Origin of the sequence: Streptomyces sp. NPDC008163, assembly GCF_042956885.1 — a bacterium.
In the GTDB taxonomy this organism is placed as follows: domain Bacteria; phylum Actinomycetota; class Actinomycetes; order Streptomycetales; family Streptomycetaceae; genus Streptomyces; species Streptomyces drozdowiczii_A.
In genome coordinates, this window is sequence record NZ_JBIBHG010000005.1 from 217,028 (window position 1) to 239,380 (window position 22,353).

Annotated in this window: 12 protein-coding genes; 6 read left to right on the top strand and 6 right to left on the bottom strand. The window is 68.8% G+C overall.

The annotated features are described in order from the left end of the window. Complete coding sequence (locus ACFZAT_RS13670; protein ID WP_391263893.1) at nt 1-1,467, bottom strand: aminotransferase class I/II-fold pyridoxal phosphate-dependent enzyme; 1,467 nt, start codon at nt 1,465-1,467, stop codon at nt 1-3. Here ACFZAT_RS13670 and ACFZAT_RS13675 point away from each other — a divergent pair. Both ACFZAT_RS13675 and ACFZAT_RS13680 read left to right on the top strand, forming a co-directional pair. Then, nucleotides 1,466-2,422, top strand: coding sequence for an EamA family transporter (locus ACFZAT_RS13675; RefSeq protein ID WP_391263895.1), 957 nt, complete (start codon nt 1,466-1,468; stop codon nt 2,420-2,422). The genes ACFZAT_RS13670 and ACFZAT_RS13675 overlap by 2 nt on opposite strands. A gap of 254 nt (nt 2,423-2,676) precedes the next feature. After that, nucleotides 2,677-2,892, top strand: coding sequence for a DUF1918 domain-containing protein (locus ACFZAT_RS13680; protein ID WP_391263897.1), 216 nt, complete (start codon nt 2,677-2,679; stop codon nt 2,890-2,892). Nucleotides 2,893-2,895: 3 nt separating this feature from the next. Here the strand turns inward: ACFZAT_RS13680 and ACFZAT_RS13685 are convergent, their stop codons facing one another. Further along, nucleotides 2,896-4,146 carry a family 10 glycosylhydrolase gene (locus tag ACFZAT_RS13685; RefSeq protein ID WP_391263899.1) on the bottom strand — a complete coding sequence of 417 codons (1,251 nt, stop codon included), beginning with the start codon at nt 4,144-4,146 and terminating at the stop codon, nt 2,896-2,898. Between the two features lie 235 nt (nt 4,147-4,381). On the opposite strand from ACFZAT_RS13685, the gene ACFZAT_RS13690 reads away from it, so the two are divergent. Further along, entirely contained in the window at nt 4,382-5,242 is an 861-nt protein-coding gene (locus ACFZAT_RS13690; protein ID WP_391263901.1) for a 3-hydroxybutyryl-CoA dehydrogenase, read from the top strand. 85 nt (nt 5,243-5,327) lie between these two features. On the opposite strand, the gene ACFZAT_RS13695 is transcribed toward ACFZAT_RS13690, so the two are convergent. The 4 genes from ACFZAT_RS13695 to ACFZAT_RS13710 all read right to left on the bottom strand — a co-directional run bounded on the left by ACFZAT_RS13695 (nt 5,328) and on the right by ACFZAT_RS13710 (nt 10,985). Further along, entirely contained in the window at nt 5,328-6,497 is a 1,170-nt protein-coding gene (locus ACFZAT_RS13695) for a DNA glycosylase AlkZ-like family protein (protein ID WP_391263903.1), read from the bottom strand. Between the two features lie 120 nt (nt 6,498-6,617). Further along, nucleotides 6,618-7,364 (bottom strand): thioesterase domain-containing protein, encoded by a 747-nt coding sequence (locus tag ACFZAT_RS13700; protein ID WP_391263904.1) that lies wholly within the window; start codon nt 7,362-7,364, stop codon nt 6,618-6,620. A gap of 55 nt (nt 7,365-7,419) precedes the next feature. Continuing rightward, on the bottom strand, nt 7,420-8,655 hold the full coding sequence (locus ACFZAT_RS13705; protein ID WP_391263906.1) for a cytochrome P450: 1,236 nt from the start codon (nt 8,653-8,655) through the stop codon (nt 7,420-7,422). 44 nt (nt 8,656-8,699) lie between these two features. Continuing rightward, on the bottom strand, nt 8,700-10,985 hold the full coding sequence (locus ACFZAT_RS13710) for an amino acid adenylation domain-containing protein (RefSeq protein ID WP_391263908.1): 2,286 nt from the start codon (nt 10,983-10,985) through the stop codon (nt 8,700-8,702). A gap of 1,404 nt (nt 10,986-12,389) precedes the next feature. Between ACFZAT_RS13710 and ACFZAT_RS13715 the strand changes: the two genes are divergently transcribed. From ACFZAT_RS13715 to ACFZAT_RS13725, 3 genes are read left to right on the top strand one after another with little or no spacing between them, the layout of a single operon-like run. Beyond that, complete coding sequence (locus ACFZAT_RS13715) at nt 12,390-19,565, top strand: amino acid adenylation domain-containing protein (protein ID WP_391263909.1); 7,176 nt, start codon at nt 12,390-12,392, stop codon at nt 19,563-19,565. 55 nt (nt 19,566-19,620) lie between these two features. Continuing rightward, nucleotides 19,621-20,736 carry a capreomycidine synthase gene (vioD, locus tag ACFZAT_RS13720; RefSeq protein WP_391263911.1) on the top strand — a complete coding sequence of 372 codons (1,116 nt, stop codon included), beginning with the start codon at nt 19,621-19,623 and terminating at the stop codon, nt 20,734-20,736. Between the two features lie 38 nt (nt 20,737-20,774). Continuing rightward, the gene (locus ACFZAT_RS13725) at nt 20,775-22,331 is read left to right on the top strand and encodes a PhpK family radical SAM P-methyltransferase (protein WP_391263913.1); all 1,557 of its coding nucleotides are present in this window, start codon (nt 20,775-20,777) and stop codon (nt 22,329-22,331) included. Nucleotides 22,332-22,353: the final 22 nt, after the last annotated feature.

Here is a 22,353-nt window from a genome sequence, read left to right on the forward strand (position 1 = left end):
TCAGGGGCCGGGTGGCCCGGCGGCCGGGGTGCCCTCCCAGGCGCTGCGCAGCCGTCGTACGCCCTCCGTGATCTCCGGCGGCCCGGCGACCGAGGCGAAGCTCAGGCGGATGTGCGGGGCCGGGGGTTCGGCCGGGAAGTACGGGCGCCCCGGGGCGACGGCCACCCCCGCGCGCAGGGCGGACTGGACCATCGCGGACTCGTCCGTGCCCGCCTCGGAGCCGGGCAGGGTCAGCCAGAGGTAGCCGCCGCCGGACGGGACCCGGGGCAGCCCGAGGCCCGGCAGGGCGGTCCGCAGCGCCGCCGTCATCGCCGTACGGCGGGCGCCGAGTTCGGCGGAGACGGCGCGCAGGTGGCGGGCCCAGGCGGGCGAGCCGACCAGTTCGAGAGCGGCCTCCTGGAGCGGCCGGGGGACGAAGAAGCTGTCCACGATCTGGATGGCGCGCAGCCGCTCCAGGGCCGGGCCCCGGGCGGCCAGCGCACCCACCCGCAGGCTGGGTGAGGCGGCCTTGGTGAGCGAGCGGCTGTGGACGACGACGCCGTCGGGGTCGTCGGCGGCGAGCGGCACCGGCAGCGGGCCCGCGTCGTCGTGCGCCAGGAGGCGGGCGAAGTCGTCCTCGACGACGAAGGCCCCGGCCTCCCGGGCGATGCGGACGACCTCGGGGCGCCGGGCCTCGGAGAGCACCGTGCCCGTCGGATTCTGGAAGAGCGGCTGGCAGACGAAGACGCGGGCGCCGGTCGCCCGGAAGGCGGCGGCGAGCAGGTCGGGCCGGACGCCCTCGGAGTCCACCGGGACCGGGACCGGCCGCAGCCCGGCCGCGCGGGCCGCCGCCAGCATGCCGGGGTACGTGGGCGACTCGACGAGCACCGGCGCACCCGGCGGGGCGAGCGCCCGCAGCGCGGTGGCCAGGGCGCTCTGCCCGCCCGCGGTGATCAGCACGTCGGCGGCGCCGAGCGAGGGCCCGATGTCCCGGGCGAACCAGGCGCGCAGTTCGGTGAGCCCGTCGACCGGCGGGCGGCTCCACGCGCCCGGGCGGCGGCCGGCCCGGGCCAGGGCGGCGGCCAGGGCCCGTTCGGGCTGGAGCGAGGCGTGCAGATAGCCGCCGTTGAGCTCGATGACCCCGGTGGGCGGGGGGACGAGGCTGACCAGGAGGCCGGACGCGTCGACGCTGCGGGGCACCGCCTCCGGGGAGCCGTCGCCGCTGAGCGAGACCTCCTGCCAGGAGGTGTCACCGGCCGGGGGCGCCGGACGGGCGGACGGCTGCGCCCGGTAGGCACCGGAACCGGGGCGGGTCACCACGAGCCCTTCCGCGGCGAGCTGGGCGACGGCCCGCGAGACGGTGACGGGGCCGGCCCGGAAGCGTTCGACCAGGGCCCGGCTGGACGGCAGCTTCTCACCCGGGGAGTAGCGGTCCAGCTCGGACCGCAGGGCTGTGACCAGGTCCGCCACACTGCTACGCTCATGCATGAGAGCAGAGAGTAGCGCTACTGCGCAGAACGCGATAGCGGTCGCCCCCGCCGAGGACCGCCCCCGCCCGTCCGCTCCGGCTTCCGTCCCGGCCCGCCGGGGCACGCTGCTCGCGCTGCTGGGTGTGGTGACGTTCTCGCTGACCTTCCCCTCCACCGCCTGGGGCCTGGAGAGCTTCGGCCCCTGGTCCCTGGTCGCGCTGCGCAGCCTGCTCGCGGCGGTGCTGTCCGGGGGATTCCTGCTCGCGGCCCGGGTCCGGGTGCCGGCCAGGGAGCACTGGGCGGGACTCGCCGTCGTGGCCGGCGGGGTGGTGGTCGGCTTCCCGCTGCTGACGACGCTGGCGCTGCGGACGTCCACGACCTCGCACGCCGCGGTGGTCGTGGGGCTGCTCCCGTTGACCACGGCGGTCCTCTCCTCGCTGCGGACCGGGACGCGCCCGCCCCGCGCCTTCTGGGCGGCGGCGGTGGCCGGGGCGGCCGTGGTGATCGCCTTCACCGTGACGCAGAGCGGCGGGGCGGTGTCGGCCGGGGACCTCTTCCTGTTCGGGGCGCTGCTGGTGTGCGCGGCCGGATACACGGAGGGCGGCAGGCTGGCGAAGGTGATGCCGGGCTGGCAGGTGACCGGCTGGGCGCTGATCCTCACGCTGCCGCTCAACCTCGCGGGCGCCGCCGTCGCGCTGGCGTACGAGCCGGTGCGGCTCGGCGTGCACGGGGTCGTCGGGCTGGTCTGGGTGGCGGCCGGCTCCACGTTCCTGGGCCTGTACGTCTGGTACCGGGGCATGGCCGAGATCGGGGTCGCCCGGGCCAGCCAGCTCCAGCTCGCCCAGCCGCTGCTGACGCTGTTCTGGTCGTTCTTCCTGCTGGGCGAGGAGGTCGCGGCGGCGGCCCCGGCGGCGGCCGTCGCGGTCCTGGTCTGCATCGCGCTCACCCAGCGCGCGTCGCGCACGCGGTCCTAGGGGGTGTCTTGCCGATCACGGCCGGGTCCGCGACGCCTGGCACGGCACCTCGCGGCGTTGCCGAACCGCCCCAATAGCTCCTTCCCCAAGCTCCCAACTCCGTTCGAGCAGGGGAGACCCCAGCCGAGACGCTCCGGCGCCTTGCGAGGCACCGCACCAGACGCCGCGGCCTGATCCGGCCCTGATCGACAAGACACCCCCTAGACTGGTCAGCAGCACGGCACCGCACGCCACCCCCGAGGAGGTCACTCCCGATGGAGGCACACAAGGGCGACCGACTGCTGACGCACGGCAGGACCGTGGGGCAGCACGACCGGGTCGCGGAGATCGTGGAAGTGCTCGGGAACCGGGGCACTCCCCCGTACCGCGTCCGCTTCGACGACGGACACGAACATCTGCTCGCACCGGGCCCCGACACCGTCGTCCAGCACACGGGCTGCACGGCGGGCCGGGACGCGGACATCACGTAAGCGCTAACGCGGCGGCCGGGCGCGCGACCGGTAGTGGTCGGCGACCACGCGGTCCATCGCGCCGATGCGGTCCGCCGCCACGCTCTTCGCCGAGAAGTACGCGTGGCCGCGGACCTGGTCGTGCCGGGCCGCGAGGTCGATGTGGCGGGACAGCTCCGCCGGGTCCTGCCAGGCGGCCGGCTGGGCCGGGTCGCCGCACTTGTACAGGGCCTCGCCGATGAACAGGTCGACGCCCGTCCCGCGTACCGTGTCCGACCACCACGGCACGAGTTCCGCGTAGTCGGCGGCGGCGTCGCCGATGTGCCAGTACAGCTGCGGGACCACGTAGTCCAGCCAGCCCTTCTTGATCCAGCCGCGCGTGTCCGCGTACAGATCGTCGTACGTCTGCACCCCCGCCCTCGTCCGCGAGCCCGCCGGGTCCGTGTCCGCGTTGCGCCAGACGCCGAAGGGGCTGACGCCGAAGCGGACGCCGGGCTTCAGCGCCTTGACGCGCTCGGACATCTCGCGCACCAGCCGGTCCGTGTTGTCGCGGCGCCAGGCCGCCCGATCCGGGAATCCGGCGCCGTACTTCTCGTAGGCAGCGCCGTCCGCGAAGCCCTGGCCGGCCACCGGGTACGGGTAGAAGTAGTCGTCCCAGTGCACGGCGTCGACGTCGTAGCGGCGGACCGCGTCGAGCATCGCGTCCTGCACGAAGGCGCGGACCTCGGGCAGGCCCGGGTTGTAGTAGAGCTTTCCGCCGTACGGAAGCACCCAGCCGGGATTGCGGCGCGCCGGGTGGGCGGCGGTCAGGCGGGACGGGTCGGTGTGGTTGGCGACCCGGTACGGGTTGAACCAGGCGTGCAGCTCCAGGCCACGGGCGTGCGCCTCCCGGACGGCGGTGCCCAGCGGGTCCCAGCCGGGGTCCTTGCCCTGCGTGCCGGTCAGGCACTCGGCCCACGGCTCGTACGCAGAGGGCCACAGCGCGTCGGCGGTCGGGCGGACCTGGAGGATCACCGCGTTCAGCTTCCGCTCCACGGCCCGGTCGAGGAGGGCGGTCAGCTCGTCCCGCTGCGCGGCGGCCGACAGGCCCGGCCGCGACGGCCAGTCCGTGTTGGCGACGGTCGCCACCCACACCCCGCGCAGCTCGCGCCGCACCACATCGCGTCCGGCGGCCGGCCCGGGCAGGGCCGGCGCCCGCCCGGGCCCGGCGACCGCGTCACCGGCCACCGCCGCCGCCCCCACCGCCCCGGCGACCGCCCCGGCCGCCCCCGTCACGAACCCTCTCCGGGCCATCCCTCGCATCGCGTCGCACCCGCTCTCTCTCCGTACACGTCGAAGCCCCGCCGTATCCGCTCAATCCGGGCACAGGGGGTGTCCAGAGCCGAGCATGCACGCCCCGGCCTGCTATCCCTGGTAAGGCGCGGAGTAACGTCGGGGAGTCGTGGTGGAGCCCGGAACCAGACGGAAGCCGCCGAACGGGAACAGCGAAAGGCACGAGGTGACGGACTCTATGGCCGACATTGCACGCGTCGGAGTGGTGGGCTGCGGCCAGATGGGCGCGGGCATCGCGGAGGTGTGCGCGCGCAGCGGCCTCGACGTCAAGGTGGCCGAGACGACCGGCGAGGCGCTGGAGATCGGCCGGACCCGGCTCCACAACTCCCTGTCGAAGGCCGCCGAGCGCGGCAAGATCACGGCGGAGGAGCGCGACGAGACCCTGGCCCGGCTCAGCTTCACCACGGACCTCGGCGAGTTCGCCGACCGCGACCTCGTCATCGAGGCCGTCGTGGAGAACGAGCAGGTCAAGACCGAGATCTTCCAGGTGCTCGACCAGGTGGTGACCCGCCCGGACGCGATCCTGGCCTCCAACACCTCCTCGATCCCGCTGGTGAAGCTCGCCGTCGCGACCTCCCGCCCGGACCAGGTCATCGGCATCCACTTCTTCAACCCGGCGCCGGTGCAGCGGCTCGTGGAGCTGATCCCCGCGCTGACCACGTCCGACGAGACGATTCTGCGCTCGGAGGCCGTGGTCCAGGACATACTGGGCAAGCACCCGATCCGCGCCCAGGACCGCTCCGGCTTCGTCGTCAACGCGCTGCTGATCCCCTACCTCCTCTCGGCGATCCGGATGTTCGAGTCGGGCATCGCCAGCCGCGAGGACATCGACAACGGCATGGAGATGGGCTGCGCCCACCCGATGGGCCCGCTCAAGCTCGCGGACCTCATCGGCCTGGACACGGTCGCCTCGGTCGCCGACTCCATGTACGCCGAGTACAAGGAGCCCCTGTACGCCGCTCCCCCGCTCCTCCAGCGCATGGTCGACGCGGGCCGCCTGGGCCGGAAGTCGGGGTCGGGGTTCTACCCGTACGCGTGACGGCGCCCGCCGGCGGGCCGGCACTCATGTGCCGGGCCCGCCGGGGCGCATCACCCGGGGTGGGACCGATGTGCGACCCGCTGGGTCAAAGCTGCGCCACAGCCTTGCGCCACCCCATCGGCACCGGTCCCTCGATGTCGACGGACTCCGCCCCGGCGAACTTCGCCAAGTCCTTGAGCGCCTGCCCGATGCCCTCTTCCACCGCGGCGCCGCCAGGCGCATCCGGCTCGGCAAAGACGCCCTCCAGTTTCAGGACCTTGCGACGGCGGTCCATACGAGGCGCTACGCGGCCGATGAGACGCTCGCCGTGCAGAATCGGCATCAGGTAGTAACCGTACTGTCGCTTCGCCTTGGGCACATACATCTCGTTGCGGAAGTCGAAATCCCACAGCAGGGAGGTGCGTTGCCGATCACAGATGAGGTTGTCGAACGGCGAGAGCATCACCGTACGGGGAAGCCAGTCCTTCCCCATGACGCCTTCCAGCACCGCCAGCCGGTCCCGATGCACATACCAGCGTTCACCGGAACGTCCGAAGCCCGACGGTTCCACCCGCAACACCGCACCGCTGTGCTCCAGTTCGCTCAAGGCGGCTTCCAGTCCCGGATAGCGATCCCGTGTGAAGTGCCGGGAGATGTCCGCTGCGCGTGCCACGCCCAGAGCCTTCAGCGCGCACTCGGCTGCCGTACGGACGACTTCCTCGTCCTTCGCCTCTTCAGCCGCAACCGCCTCAGGCAGGCAACGCTCCGTCAAATCCCATACTCGGGCCCTTCCGGCACGGCCGGCCACGGTCACATGGCCCTGCAGCCACAGAATGTCCAGCATGCGCTCCACGTTCCGTCCGGCGGTCCAGCCACTGGAGGCCCACGGCTGGACCGCCACGTCCTCGAATCCGTCTCCCCTGGTCGCCCCGGACGTCTTCAGCCGCTCCATGATGTGGCTGCGCAGCCCTTCGTTTGCCTCCATCCAAGCTGCCACTCGCCGACCGTAGTTGGACATTGCGCGCGGATACTGCCGCATGGTGGCCCGGTGGATCGCGAAGTCGTCCGTGAGCACGATCGAAGCAGCATGGGCCCAGTACTCGAAGAGCCAGCGCTCACGCCACAACAGAGCTTCCAGATCCGAGCGCTCGTAGGCGCCCAGTCGGCTCCACAGGACGAGTTGGTGGCTGGGCGCAACCGCGTTGATGGGGTCGAGCTGAAGGCAGCGCAGGCTGCGCAGCACCCGCCGCATTCCCTCGAGGTCCGGCGTCTCCATGGGCCCTGCCAGGTGCTGACACGTCACCGCGAGGCGGCGAGCGGTGGTGGCATCGAGCGAGAGGTGAGGGGGCATGGTGCGATTGCCTTTCCGATTCGGTCACGTCGACCGGGGGGGGTATCAAACGTCCAGCGCAAGATCGCGCAGGAAGACCCGCAGCAGAGGTTCAGGCGCTTTGACGAAGTCGTAGTGTTCGCCTTCCAGCACCTCGAAGGTGGTAGCCGGCCCGTATGCCGACCAGCCCGCCATCTTCGCGTGCGGCACTTCCTCGTCCCTGTCCCAGCCGATGGCGGTGACCGGGCACGGCAGAACAGTGGGCGCGTCGATGCGGTGCGAACGGTTGACGGCGATGTCCCCCTGAAGGATTTCAAGGGTCAGATCCACGAGACCAGAAATCGGCTCAGCCCCGAGGCCGTCCATCAACTTGATGATCTCTTGGCGCAGTTCCGTCTCCCCCAGTTCCAGAAACCGGCCGAACGGGCCCTCGTGCGGCGCCACCTGCGAGGACACGAACAGCCTAGTGGGCGCAGGATACCCGGCTCGGGCGAGGCGCTCGGTGGCCACATGGGCGGCCAAGGCGGAGCTGCAATGCCCGAAGAAGCCGAAGGGTCTGTCGAAGTAGGGCAACAACGCGTCGATGAGCCCGTCCGCCAGTTCCTCGTAGCTGGTGAACCCCGGCTCCCGCATGCGATTCTCCCTGCCGGGCAGCTGGACCGGGCATATTTCGAGCCCCTCGACGTCCACCGGCCAGTCGCGGTACATACTGGCGCCGCAGCCGGAGTACGGGATGCAGAACAGCCGTGCTCGCGCATGGGCCGACGGCTGCCGGCCCAGCCAGCGCTCTGGGCGGTTTCGGGGCCTGGGCATGGGACGTCTCCTCACAGTCCTGGGGATGTACGGCGCACCGCCGAGGCTCGTGTGCCTACTTGCGGCGTGCACTGATCCGCTGATGCTTGATGCCCGCAACGAAGTTGGAGCGCAACCGCTCCACCGGGCCGGTGGGAGCGAAATCGGTGAATCTGGTGAACAGTTCCTCGAACAGCAGCCGCAGGGTCACCCGGGCCACGGTGTGACCGACGCAGTAGTGGGGGCCGGCCCCGAAGGCGAGGTGCCGGTTGGAGCGGCGGCGGATATCGAAGTCGAATGGTGAATCGAATACGTCCTCGTCGCGGTTGGCCGAGCCGAGCCACACCACGAGTGCCTGGCCTTCGCGTACCCGTACATCGCCCACCGTCACGTCGCGCGTTGCGTACCGCAGGAAGTGATTCACCGGTGAAGCCCACCGCAGGGCCTCCTCCACCCCGTTGTTGATCAGTTCCGGATGTGCGATCCAGTCATCCAGGGCGGGCGTGCCGATCAGCTCGCTCAGCGCGAAGTTGGGCGAATGCGGCGTGGTGACGTTCGCGCCCAGAAGCATGCTGTAGCAGTTCGAGACCGCCTCGTCCTGGGACATGGTCCGGCCTTCGAGCTCCGTACGCAGAAGCACGCTGATGAGGTCGTCACCCAGATCTCGGAGGCGGTCCCTCACCATGTCCTGGAAGTACGCGAACAACTGGCGGTGTGCCAGCTGCAGCGTGTATTCCCGACCTCGCGGGTGCTGGTACTCGGGGTCCTCGGGCGCTATGCAGGTGGTGGTGAGCCGAGTGAGCCAATCCCAGTCCGCTTCCGGCAGGCCCATGAGCACTCCGGTGACCGCCATCGGCATGGCGATCATCGCCGCGGCGAAGTCGAACTCGCCGTCCTCCTCAAGCGGTGTCAGCAGTGTCCGGATCTGTGAGCGAATCACCTCGCTGTGCGCCTCCACCTTCTTCAGGCTCAGGGCGCGCTGAAGCGGTTCACGCATGGTGGTGTGGCGTGGCGGGTCCGTCACCGCCATCTGGTTGCCGCCCGCTGGGTCGTCCACGCCCAGCAAATCGACCAGGGTGCCGCGCTCGGAAGTGAACGTCACGTGATCACGAAGGACGTACTCGGCGTCGCGGTGCCTGGTGATGGACCAGAAGCCCTGGGAAGTCCCCACCGGGTGCCAGCTGACGGGGTTGCTGTGGCGCAGCTCGCGCCAGATGGCGTGGGCGTCCCCCTCGCTGTAGAGACGAGAGTCCACCAGGTCGGCTGTGCCGGACAGGACAGGGCAGCCTCCGGCGGGTGCCTGCGAAGTCATGACGTGTCATCTCCTAGGACGGGATCCAATGTGCGGGGGCCGGCTCAGGAGGTGGAACCCTGAGCAATCCCCTTCTGCGCGCGCAGGTTTTCGCACAACTCGCGCACCGTCGGCTGGGTGTAGAGCACACGCGCCGACAGCTCGGCATCAAACCGTTCCTGGACCGCGACGATGAGCCGCGAGGCCAGCAAGGAGTGCCCGCCGAGGTCGAAGAAGTCGTCCTCGACGCCGATCGGTTCGACGCCGAGCACAGCGCCCCACAGCTCGGCCAGTTGAGACTCCAATTCGGTGGCAGGCGGTACATACTCGTTCCAGACGTTGCGCGGTACGCAGGTGGCGGCGGGCAGTGCGCCCCGGTCCACCTTGCCGTTCCTGCTGAGAGGAAGGTCCCGTCGCAACAGCACGGCACGCGGCACCGAAGCGGAGGGCAGCCCGCCCAGCAGTGACTGGCGCAGCCGCGTGCCGAGGTCCGAGGCCGGCTCGTCGTTCACGGGAACCACGTACGCGACCAGCTGCGTGTCGCCGCTCTTCAGACGCTGTGCCACCACTGCGGCCTGGCTCACCTCGGGGTGGCGCATCAACGCCGCCTCCACCGCCCCGGGTTCGACGCGGAAACCCTGGACCTTCACCTGGGCGTCGACCCGGCCGAGGAACTCCAGGTCGCCGTCGGACCGCCAGCGGGCCACGTCGCCCGTCCGGTAGAGGCGCACGATGCCCTCGTCGCCGAACGGAACGTTGACGAAGCGCTCGGCCGTGGCTCGTGGATGGCCCAGGTAGCCGTCCGACAGCCCGTCTCCCGCCGCATAGAGCTCGCCGCGCACACCGACCGGTACGAACCGCATCGCGGAATCGAGCACAAGCACGCGAGTGCCGTCGATCGGGCGCCCGATGGGCACGGTGTCCCGCGGCGGCGTCCGGGATGTCCAGCATGCGGTGAACGTCGTGTTCTCCGTCGGCCCGTAGCCGTTGGTGAACAACGTGCCGGGATGCGCGCGCAGCAGATCCTGGACCGCGCCCGGCATGACCACGTCCCCGCCTGCGAGGAGGTGGCGCAGCCCACCGAGGGAGTGAAGGTGGTCGGCCACCAGTCCGTGAAAGAGCCCGGCGGTGAACCAGGCTACGGTTACGCCTTCCTGCTGCAGGAAGTCGGCGAGATCGGCCAGATCCAGCCGACCGGCCGGGGCAATGGCCAGGCGTGCACCTCGGGTGAGCGGCGCCCAGATCTCGAAGGTGGAGGCGTCGAAGGCGACCGGGGAGTGCTGCAGGACGACGTCGGAGGCGCGAAGCTCGATCCAGTCCGGGGCTCGCACCAAGCGGGAGACCGCTCTGTGCGGAACCGCCACGGGGCGCGGCTCCCCCGTGGAGCCCGAGGTGAAGGCGACGTAGGCGAGTCGGTCTGCCCCTTCCTCCGATTCCGCCTCCGTGCCCGGCACGCATGTGGGCATTCCGTGACCGGAATGATCTGCGGCCAAGTCGTCGGCCGTGTTCCAGAGTTCGAAACCAGTGGGAGATGTCCGCGCCGTCGTCTCGTCCACGGCCAGCAGCCGTACGCCGGCGGCGTCGAGCAACTTCGCCGCGTGAGAGGGATCTTCGTCCGCGTTCACGGCGAAGTAGGCGGCACCCGCGCGCAGGATTCCGAGGAGAACGACGACAAGGCCGGCGGAGCGCTCCATGAGGACGCCGACGACTTCATCGGGGCCGACCCCGCGGGCCTTCAGACGTGTAGCCACGTCCTCGGACGCGATGACGAGTTCCCGGTAGGTATAGCGAGTCCCTATACCCGTCAGAGCAGGCGCATCGGGCGTGGCGGCGGCCTGGGCGAACACGAGCTCCTCGACGCGACGGGACGGAAGCGATTGGCGGCCGGTCCCACCCCAGCTCCGGAGCCGCGCTTCTTCTTCCGGTGCGAGGAACGGCATTTCGCCGACTCGGAGTTCCGGATCCGCCAGTCCCGCCGCGAGGGCGACCTGAACCTGTACGCGGACATCTCGATCATGATGCCAGTCCGGTCCGCCGCGTAGTTCGGCGATGGGTCCGGTCTCCTCCTCCGGGTACGCCTGCGGAGGGGCCGACGCCACCAGACCTCCCAGTCTCCGCACGAGTTCGGCGAACGTGAGTTCCCCGTCGACCTCCACAGAAACCGTCACCACCGGGGTGTCGTCCGGAAACCCCGGCATTACTGCTCGCACCCGCACCTCCGATGCGCCGTCACGGCGGTGAAGGAGTGCGGCCAGCGCGGCAAGTCGCGCCATTGACAGATCGAATGGGTTCGATATATCCATCTTCGGGTCGGCAACAGAAATGCCGCCACTTTCTATCTCTGTTCCCACCACAAAGCACCTTTCGATCGCGTATTTCCACATTCACCTTCGGCCGAAGGCCCCACCCTCACCCGACCACCCAAAGGAATCAAAATTGAATGATCCACTGACCATCCACCGCCAGTTCAACGGGCCACCGGAAAGCGCCAACGGCGGGTACGCCTGCGGGCTCCTGGCTCGTTACGCCCAAAAGGCGCTCCGCACTCCAGACATCATGGTTACACTGCATGCCCCACCCCCACTCGACACCGCCTTGCAGATCGAGTCGACTGCACGTCGAATTCATCTCTGGAGTGGTTCGGACCTTGTTGCATCGGCCATACCCACGAACATGCGAATCTCGCCGCCTCCTGGCGTGTCGCCGGCCGTTGCCGCTGCCGCCGAGCGAAATTACTACGGGAGGAACGGGCACCCGTTCCCCACATGCTTCGTCTGCGGGACCACCTCCGAAGGGCTCGGCGGATTCGCACTTTCGCCCGGCACGATGCCGGACGAGCCGGGGCACACCGCATGCGTCTGGCGTCCCGGCCCCCTTCACCTTGAGGGCTCGTCGGACCTGGTTCGGACCGAGATGACCTGGGCCGCTCTGGACTGCCCGGGTGGATGGGTCGCCGACCTCACGCGTCTGCCCATGGTGCTGGGACGGATGACCGCAACGATCCACGAACCCCCTCGCACAGGGGAGGAGATCGTGGTGATGGGTCGCCTGGATTCCCGGCGGGAACACTCGATGCATACAACGACCGCTCTCTACCGCGCAGACGGAAAGTTGCTGGCGAGGGCCGCAGCTGTGTGGCTGGAACTCTCTTAGATACGGCAATTGCATTCCTTCGAGGCGCCTGCTCCGGGGAGGTCATTCGGACTGCCGAAACTGCCCACTCCCCAACGGGACGCCTGCCGGCGGCAGGCGCCGACCGCGTAGCGGGAATGCAATTTCAATACTCCGCGACAGAGGGTCGGGCAGTCGTCATCTAAGCACGGCATGTGCCGCTCGGGAAGATCTGACTGCACCGAGCGAACTCTATGAAATACGATTTCATCGTCCATTCCGGGACAAAGCATCCACGCTTTTCGATTTGCATCTGGCACAACTTCAGGTCGTGTGCATATCGTGCTGCTGTCCGACAGAGCCCGGGCGGAAGACCGCTACTGAGCAACACCATCGAGTGCGGGGTCATCGCGCCCGTCGGCCTTCATGTTCTTCATGCGGCCTGTCCGTGCGTTACCCATGCGCCTTTGCCTGTCCAGCCGAGCGAGCACGGCCCGGCGCACCGCGGTCGTGCACTTCGGGTTCTCCAGCGCTGCCTATTCCGAAAGAGTCTCATGGTTCAGTCACGGCCGGAGTCGGCCCGTCCATCCGCCGCCGTAATCGACCCAAGTGCGGCAACGCCCGTAGTCGGCAATCTGGTTGAGATGCTCAGCCGGCGCGCTGCTCAGCAACCGGACTCCCTGGCAGTGGAGTTCACCGGCGACGAGACCCGCTCGCTCACCTACGCCGAGCTGGATGCCCGTGCACGCGCCATAGCCGCCCGGTTGCAGCGTGAAGTCGTCCCGGGCGAGCGGGTTCTCCTGCTCTATCCGCCGGGGCTCGACTACGTCACCGCGTTCTTCGGCTGCCTCTACGCCAACGCCGTCGCGGTGCCCGCCTATCCACCCAATCCCCTCAAACTGGACCGCGCTCTGCCCCGGTTGAGTGCCATAGTCCGCGACGCCCGCCCCGCTGTCGTGCTCACCGACTCCCTCGTGCACGGGATGTCGGACTCCCTGTTCGCCGGCGCGCCCGAGTGCGCACGGATGCCCTGGCTCGTGACCGATGCCGATCTGACCGACACCGCGGAGGACTGGCGGGAGCCGGAGATCCGTCCCGGTGACATCGCGCTGCTGCAGTACACCTCGGGGTCCACCGGATCGCCGCGTGGCGTACTGCTGGCCCACGGCAACCTGCTGCACAATTCCCAGCTCATACACGACTACTTCGGCCACTCGTCACAGAGCCGCGGAGTGATCTGGCTTCCCCCATACCACGACATGGGGCTCATCGGCGGAATCATCCAGCCCGTCTTCGGCGGCTTCCCCGTGACGCTCATGTCTCCCATGGACTTCCTCAAGGAGCCGGTGCGCTGGCTGCGCGAGATTTCCCGCACCGGGGCGACCACAAGTGGCGGACCCAACTTCGCGTACGACCTGTGCGTACGCAAGACGACCGCTGAGCAGCGCGCGCAACTGGACCTCAGCACGTGGCGGGTGGCGTTCAACGGCGCGGAGCCGATCCGCCCCGGAACACTCGACCGGTTCGCGGAGGCGTTCGCCCCCGCCGGGTTCCTCAGGGACGCCTTCCACCCCTGCTACGGCCTGGCCGAGGCAACCCTCATCGTGTCGGGCGCAGGCACCGGCGCGCCCGTTCACCACCCGAACGGACGAACTGCCGAGGCCGAACTGGTCGGCAGCGGCACAGGAGCCCCCGGTCAACGGCTGGTCGTCGTGGACCGCGCCACTCTGACCCCGTGCGCGCCCCTCGCCGAGGGAGAGATCTGGCTGGCCGGCCCCAGCGTCGCTCAGGGGTACTGGGAGCGCCCCGCGGAGTCGGCCTCCACCTTCGCCGCACGGCTTGCCGGAACCGGCGAGGGACCCTTCCTGCGTACCGGCGACCTGGGGTTCGTCGCGGACAACGGTGAACTCGTCATCACCGGACGCATCAAGGACCTGATCGTCGTCCGGGGCCGGAACCACTACCCGCAGGACATCGAGGCCACGGCGGAGGACAGCCATCCCGCCCTTCGCCCGGGCTGCGGCGCCGCGTTCGCCGTCGACCTGGAGGGTGAAGAGCGCCTCGTCATCTTTCACGAGCTCATCCGCGACGCCCAGGACACCGGACACGAAGAGATCCTTTCAGCCGTCCGCCAGGCCGTCGCCGCCGAACACGGTGTACACGTCCACGACGTCGTACTGCTTCCCGCCGGCCACCTCCCCAAGACTTCCAGTGGCAAGGTGCAGCGTCACCTGTGCCGCAGCCAGTACACCGAGTCTCGTACGGTCCTCGCCCCTGTCGAGGGAGCGCAGCCGCGCGAGGGCGGCACGCTCCAGGGCCAGGTGACCGAGGCTCGTCTGCGTTCACTGCTCGCCGAAGCCTGCCGGCTTCCCGAGTCGGAGATCCGGGCCGATCGGCCGCTGCTCGCCCTGGGGCTCGACTCGTTGGCGGCGGTTTCGCTCCAACAGGCCGTCAGTGGTGAGTTCGGCGTGGACCTGTCCCTCGCCTCCGTGCTCGGCGGCGCGAGCCTGCTCGACGTGGTACGGGAAGTGGAGACCGCGCAAAGCACAGCCGTCGTCCCCACAGACCGGGACCAGCACGCCTCACCCGTCGAGCTTCCCCTCTCGCACGGGCAGCGTTCCTTGTGGGTACTGCAACAGCTGACGCCGGCCGGCTCGGCTCACATCATCGCCCTGCCGATCCGCTTGCGCGGCTCCCTTGACGTCGAGGCGCTGCGCCGCTCCGTCGGGGTACTCGCCGACCGCCACCCCATGCTCAGTACGGTCTTCCCGGAGCGGGACGGTGAACCCGTTCAGCTGCTCAGCCCCGACGCCAGGCCGCAGTTCACCGTGCATGATGCCCACGGCTTGCGCGAGGAGGAGTTGTCGGCACGCCTGTCGGACACCGCGTACCGTCCGTTCGACCTGAGCTCGGGACCGCTCCTGCGCTTCGACGTGTTCCGGCGGTCGGCCGAGGAAGCGGTCGTCCTGTTGTCCGTGCACCACATCGTCACGGACTTCTGGTCCATGACGACGCTCGTCCGTGAGCTGGAGGCGTTGTACGCCGTCGGCGGCGACGCAGCGCGTGCGGCACTCCCCCACGTCGAGGCCGGCTTCGAAGCCGTTCTCGCACGGGAGCGGGACGTGCTGAGCGGTCCACAGGCCGAGGTTCTGCGCGCGTACTGGGAGGACCGGTTGTCCGGGGAACTGCCCGAACTGCGGCTGCCCGGCCCTGCTGACGCATCGGACGCGGAACAGCCGGTGCGCGGTGGGGTACACACGCTGACGCTGAGCCCCGCACTCACAGACCGCATCAAGGCATGCGCCCGAGCCGAGGCAGTGACCCCGTTCGTCCTCCTGCTCACCGCGTTCCAGACCGTTCTGCACCGCTGGACCGGACAGAACGACATCATCGTGGGCACGCCCACGGCGTCACGGGGGCGGCCCGAGTTCGAGCACGTCGTCGGATACTGCATGAACCCCGTGCCCATCCGTACGCGCCTCGACGGCGACACCACGTTCCGCGACCTCCTGCCGCAGGTCCGGGGCCAGGTCGTGGGCGCACTGGAGCACCAGGAATTTCCTGCCCGCCTGATGGCCCGGAAGCACAGTGCTCCTGACGTGGGGAATGCGCTGTTCCGCGTCATGTTCGTCCTCAACCGCTCCCACCGGCAGGGGGACGGCGACGTGACCCTCCTGGCCGTCGGCGCCCCCGGGGCACGCCTCCGGTTCGCCGGCCTGGAGGCCGAGTCCGTCCCGCTCAGCCCGAGCGAGAGCGCGCTCGACCTGGAACTCACCGTCTCCGAGGTCGAGGACGCCTACAGCGCATCGTTGCGCTACCGCACCGATGTGCTCGCCCCTCAGGACGCGCACCGGTTCGCCGGACACCTGATGGAGCTGCTCGAAGACGTCACAGCCGACCCCGAGCGCCCCGTCTCGCAATTGTCCCTGCTCACCCCGCCCGAGCGCGCCGAGCTCCTCGGCAGCTGGAACGGCTCCGGCTGTGACGGGGAGTCCGCCCTGCGCGTCCACCAGCTCTTCGAGCGGCAGGCCCGCACGACACCGCACGCCGACGCCGTCGTCGGACACGGCGAGCAGATCACCTATCAGGAGCTCGACCACCGGGCGAACGGTCTGGCCCGGACGCTCCGGACCCTGGGCGCCGGCCCGGGAACGCTGGTCGGCGTGTGTTGCGAGCGATCCCCCGCCCTGGTGGCCGCGCTGCTCGCCGTCCTCAAGACGGGGGCCGCGTACGTACCCGTGGACCCTCTGTATCCGGCTGAGCGCATCGCGTCCGTCTTCGAGGACTCCGCCGTCTCCCTAGTCATGAGTGACGCAGGAACCGCCGCGAAGCTGCCGGCTCATGTCACCGCGGTACGCGTCGACGAGGCCCACCAGCCGGCCGCCGCACCGGACGAAGAGGACCGCGTCGGCAAGCCGTCGGACACCGCCTACGTGATCTACACCTCCGGCTCGACCGGAAAGCCCAAGGGCGTCACCGTCCCGCACTCGGCGCTCACCAACTTCACCCGATTCGCAGTCGATCACTACGGAATCGGCCCGGACGACCGGGTGCTCCAGTTCGCGACCGTCAGCTTCGACGCCAGCGTGGAGGAGATCTACCCCGCACTCGCTGCGGGCGCGACCGTGGTGCTGCGCGACGACGACATGCTCGGCTCGCCCGCCGCCTTCTTCGCGCAGGTCCGCGACTGGGGTATCACCGTACTGGACCTGCCGACCGCTTACTGGCACGAACTCGTCGACGGGCTCGTCCGGGGCGATTCGCCCTTCCCGACGTCGGTTCGTCTTACGGTGATCGGCGGTGAACGCGTCCGCCCGGAGCAGGTCACTGCCTGGCGAAAGCACTCCGGCGACCGTTCGCGGCTGGTCAACACCTACGGCCCCACGGAGGCCACCGTCGTGGCGACCACGGCGGAGCTGTCGGGCTCCGCTGCCTTGGCCGGAGCGCCCATCGGCATGCCGATCGCCAACACCCGGGCGCATGTCCTCGACAAGCACGGTCAGTTGGTGCCCGTCGGCGTGCCCGGTGAGCTCCACCTCAGCGGGGCCGGCCTGGCCACCGGGTATCTCAACCGGGAGGAACTGACCCACTCCCTTTTCGTCCCCGACCCGTTCGGCCCGCCCGGCACCCGTATGTACCGCACCGGGGACCTGGTGAGGCGCCGTTCGGACGGCGCCCTGGAGTTCCTCGGCAGGCTCGACCGGCAGCTGAAGCTGCGCGGCTTCCGTATCGAGCCCGACGAGATCGAGACCGCCCTGCGGGCACGTCCTGAAGTACAGGACGCCCTGGTCACCGCGTACGCCACCGCTACGGGCCGTGCGCTGGCCGCCTACGTGGTTCCCGTTCCGGACGCGGAGACCGACGAATTCGCGCTCCGTGCGCATCTCTCGCGGCTGCTGCCCGCGTACATGGTGCCTGCGGCCTTCGTCGTCCTGGACTCGTGGCCGCTCACTCCCAGCCGCAAGGTCGACCTGGGCGCGCTGCCCTCCCCGGCGGCGTCGGCGGTGCGCGCCTCCCCCGTGCATGTCGCGCCCGTCACCGCGGAGGAGAAGCTCCTTGCCGCCCTGTGGCAGGAAGTGCTCGATGTCCCCGGCGTCGGCGCCACGGACGACTTCTTCGCACTCGGTGGACACTCATTGCTGGCGACCAAGGTCCTCGCCCGGGTCCGTGAGGCGACGGGCCGGTCCGTCCCGCTGCGTGCAGCCTTCGAGCGGCCGGTCCTGCGGGACCTGGCCGCCGCGCTCGCCGACAGCGCGGGGCCGTCGCCCATGGGTGCGGGTGTTCCCGACGAGCCGCTCCACGTCGTAGACCGCGGCGGCGATCTGCCTCTCACCTTCCCGCAGGAGCGGATCTGGTTCCTTCAGCAGTTGGAGCCGGAGTCCACCAACTACAACGTCCCGCGCGCCCTGCGCATCCGGGGTTCCTTCGACCATGCCGTGCTCACACAGGTCTTCGACGCGCTGGAAAAGCGCCACGAGATCCTGCGGACCGTCTTCCCTTCGGTGGACGGGCGCCCTGTGCAGCAGGTGCACGCTGCCAGGGGTTTCCCCATCGACGTGATCGATCTGTCCCACCTGCCCCACCAGGACCGCGAAGAGCGCGTGCACGAGGAGATCCTGCGCGCCGGGCAACAGCCCTTCGACCTGGCCGTGGGGCCCGTGATGCGGCTGTCTCTGCTTCGGCTGGGCGCCGAGGATCACATACTCGTCGTCGTGGAGCACCATCTGATCCACGACGGCTGGGCCCAGGGCGTCTTTCTGCGGGACTTCCTCGAACTGTACGCGGCCACGGCCGCGGGCCGTGCGCCGCAACTGCCGGAACTCACAGTGCAGTACGCGGACTACGCGGCGTGGCAGCGCCGTGCCGTCAGCGGGGAACGTCTGCGCCTGCTCCAGGACTACTGGAAGGACCGGATGGCGGGTTCGCCGGCGCTGCTGGCACTCCCCACGGACCGTCCCCGCCCCTCGCGGCTGGGTTCGGACGGGGACCAAGAGGTCCTGCACATCGACGCGGGTCTGGCCGATGCCCTGCGGGAGTTCGGACGCTCCAACGGCGGTTCCCTCTTCATGACGATGTTCGCCGCGTTCACGGTGCTGCTTCAGCGCTACAGCGGACAGGACGACATCGTGGTCGGGGCAGGCATCGCCAACCGCAGCCGCCCTGAGGCGGAGAACCTGCTCGGGATGTTCATCAACACCGTGCTGCTCCGTTCGGACATGTCCGGTGATCCCGCGTTCCTGACCCTCTTCGAGCAGGTACGCGAGACCTGCCTGGAGGCGTACGCGTACCAGGACATGCCGTTCGAGAAGCTGGTCGAAGTGCTGCACCCGGAGCGGAGCGCCAGTTTCAGCCCGCTCTTCCAAGCGATGTTCAGCTTCCTGGACACCCCCATGCCTTCGCTCAGGGTTCCGGGTCTGGAGTTCGAGGTGATCGATGCGCACAACCGGTCGGCGAAGTTCGACCTGAACATGGTGCTCATCCCGCACGCCGAGCAGCGCACCGAGCGCGGAGCGCCCTCCAGCAGTGAGATCACGGTCCTGCTGGAATACAACACGGACCTGTTCGAACCCGCGTCGATCCAGCGCATGCTCTCGGACTACCAGGAGGTACTGAGGGCCGCTGTCGGCAATCCCGAGACCGCTCTGTCGAAGATCGCGGGCGACGCGGTGTCCGCACCGCCGCGACGTGTGACGGTCCGGGGCTTCCTCGTCGACCCGCTGGACGTCGAGGAAACCCTGGTCTCCCATCCGGCGGTCCGCCAGGCCGTGGTTCACGCCTACGACAACGGACTCCAGGAACCCCAGCTCGTCGCCCATGTGGTGCTCGCCGGCCCGGACCGCGATATGGACCCGGACGCGCCCGCGGCCACGGGCGAGGAACTGCGCGCCCATCTCCAGGGCCTGCTGGCACCACACCTGGTTCCGACGTCCGTGATGGTCCTCGCGGCACTGCCTGTCGGCTCCGACGGCACGGTCGATCACGCGGCGCTGCCCGCCCCCGACGACGAACTCGAAGAGCTGTGGGAGACCGCCTACACGGCCCCCGGCACGCCGGTGGAGGAGCAGTTGGTGGAGCTGTGCCAGGACGTGCTGGACGTTGACCGGATCGGTGTCCACGACGACTTCTTCGAGCTGGGGATGCACTCGCTGCTCGCCACCCGGCTCATCGCACGGGTGCAGGACGTCTACGGAATCGAGCTTCCCGTGCGTCGCGTGTTCGAGTCACCCACGGTCGCCGAGCTGGCCCTGCTGGTCGTGGAAACGCAGGCTGCGCTCACCGACGAGGACGAGTTGGCCGAGCTGCTGAAGGAACTGGAGTGACCCCCGCACCACCGTCCTCGACCGACAGCCCGAGCACAGAACAGGACCAGCGCCCATGAGACTCGACGCAGCCCTCCTCGAAGAATGGATGCGCGACTACTACTTCGAGACGGACCTCGACATCGGGAGCAGCGGAGTCCACCCCTACACCATGTCCGAGGTCCGGCAGCTCACCGGTCTCTCGACCGAAGAGATCGACGGTGTGCTGTTCGAGGACAGCTGGACTCTCGGTGGCCCTGGGGTGCGCCGGGCCGTCGCCGACCGGTACGCCGGTGGAGCCGTGGAGCGGGTCATGGTGACGCACGGCTCCAGCGAAGCGATCTTCCTCACCATGAACGCCCTGCTCTCGCCGGGTGACGAGATCATCGCGCTCGATCCCGCCTACCAGCAGCTGTACGGCATCGGCGAGGCTCTCGGCTGTGATGTGAAACGCTGGTCGCTGGAGTTCGGGGCCGGCTTCCGCCCGGACCTGGACTCCCTGCGCGACATGATGACGCCCCGCACCCGCATGGTGGTCGTCAACTTCCCGCACAATCCGACGGGCCTCTCGCTGACTCCGCAGGAGCAGCGTGACCTGGTCGCCGTGGTCGCTGAGCGAAACGCGTATCTCGTGTGGGACGCCGCCTTCGGTGAGATCACCTACGAGCGCCCGCCCTTGCCCGATCCGGGTACCTGGTACGAGCGCACGATCAGCTACGGCACGCTTTCCAAGGTCTACGGTCTGCCCGGACTGCGCGTCGGCTGGTGCCTCGCCTCTCCCGAGGTACTGGAGCGCTGCGCCCGCGTACGTGACTACGTGTCCCTGCATCTGTCTCCGATGGTGGAACTGGTCGCCGAGCGTGTGATCAGCGCGGGAGACGCTTTCATCGGCCGCCGCCGCGAATCGGCCCGGAAGAACCGGGACCTGCTGGCTCAATGGGTCGGTGACCGGCCCGGGCAGGTGGGCTGGGTTCCGCCCGAGGGTGGCGTGTGCACGTTCGTACGACTGCATGAGGTTTCGGACACCGCGGAGTTCTGCCGCGGTCTCGCGCGGGAGCACCGCGTGCTCCTCGTGCCCGGAAGCTGCTTCGAGCACGAAGGCTTCGTCCGCCTCGGATTCGGTGCTCCGACCAGCGAGCTCGAAGCCGGCCTCGCGGGGCTGGCCACCCATCTCGACACCCACAGCGGCTGATCCCGGATGTTCCTCGCAGCACACAGGGAGTGCGATTCATGAGCCTCACAGGCAAGCGCGGCGATCTGGACTGCGTTCTCATCGGCCCCCACGAACTCGACTTCGACCAGTACGAGGCGGGCCTGCGGGCGATGGGTGAGGACTCCATCGCGTACCGCGTCCTCAAGACCAATTCGACGGTGCTCGACGGCCGCCGAATGACCTATTTCGACATGCTCAACCGACTGATGACGGACGCCACAGGACGTAAGTCCGACCTTCACGTCTGCAAGCTCCCCAGCCTGGCGATCGGCCACCTCAAAACGGCCCTTCACCGGGCCGGCCTGATCGCGGAGGAGGTCAACTTCTTCACCTGGGAGCAGGACCGACTGGTGGAACTCCTCGCGCAGAACCCGCTGGCGGTCGCCATCACCAGCACGTTCTACGTCGACAACGACGCATTGACCGAGATCGTCGCGTTCGTGCGCAAGCACAATCCGAGTACGCGGATCATTGTCGGCGGCCCGCACATTCTGAACGTGTACAACAATTACGACGCCAAGGCGCAGGACTTCATCTTCCGGACCATCGGCGCCGATATCTACATCTGCGACTCACAGGGCGAAGGTACTCTCACTCACCTGCTGCGCGCCCTGCGCAACCGGCGCTGGGCGGATGTCGCTCTCGTTCCGAACCTCGTCTTCAGCCGTGACGCCTCCACCTTCGAGCGCACCGGACGCTCCATCGAGGACAATCCGATCGCCGACAGCATCGTCGACTGGTCACTGTTCGCGCCCGACTTCTACGCCCCCACCGTGCAGATGCGCACGGCCCGGAGTTGTGCGTATTCCTGCGCCTTCTGCCAGTACCCGCAGCTGGGCGGGCCACTGAGCCTCAACTCGATCGAGCACGTGGAGCACCAGTTGCGCACCTTCAAGGAGGCGGGTGTGGAGAACGTCGTGTTTATCGACGACACGTTCAACGTTCCCTTCCCTCGCTTCAAGAAGCTGTGCCGAATGATGATCGAAAACGAGTTTGATTTCAACTGGTTCTCCTTCTTCCGGTGCGCCAACTCCGACGACGAAGCCTTCGATTTGATGGCCGAGAGCGGCTGCAAGGGGGTATTCCTGGGAATCGAGTCCGGTGACGACCGCATACTCAAGAACATGAACAAGTCGGCCAGCTCCGAGAAGTACCGTCGCGGCATCGGCAAGCTGAATGAGCGCGGCATACTCAGCTTCGCCTCATTGATCGTCGGTTTTCCCGGCGAGACGCAGGAATCCATCAAGAACACGATGGACTTCATCGCGGAAACCAGTCCGACGTTCTACCGGGCCGAGATGTACTACCACTACTCGGCAGTCCCGATCCATCAGCAGGCCGACCAGTACGGGCTCAAGGGGACCGGTTATCACTGGCGTCACGACACCATGGACGCGGAGCAGGCGTGCGCGGCCGTCGAGACCATGTACCGCAACATCGACAACTCGCTGATCATGCCGGGTTACATGTTCGACTTCTGGTCCATTCCCTACCTCTTCGGCCAGGGCCTCCAGACGGAGCACCTCACGTCCTTCATGCGCACCGCAGGGCGAGAAATGGTCCGCCACTTCTGACCGGACGCGCGCCCAGCGGCGC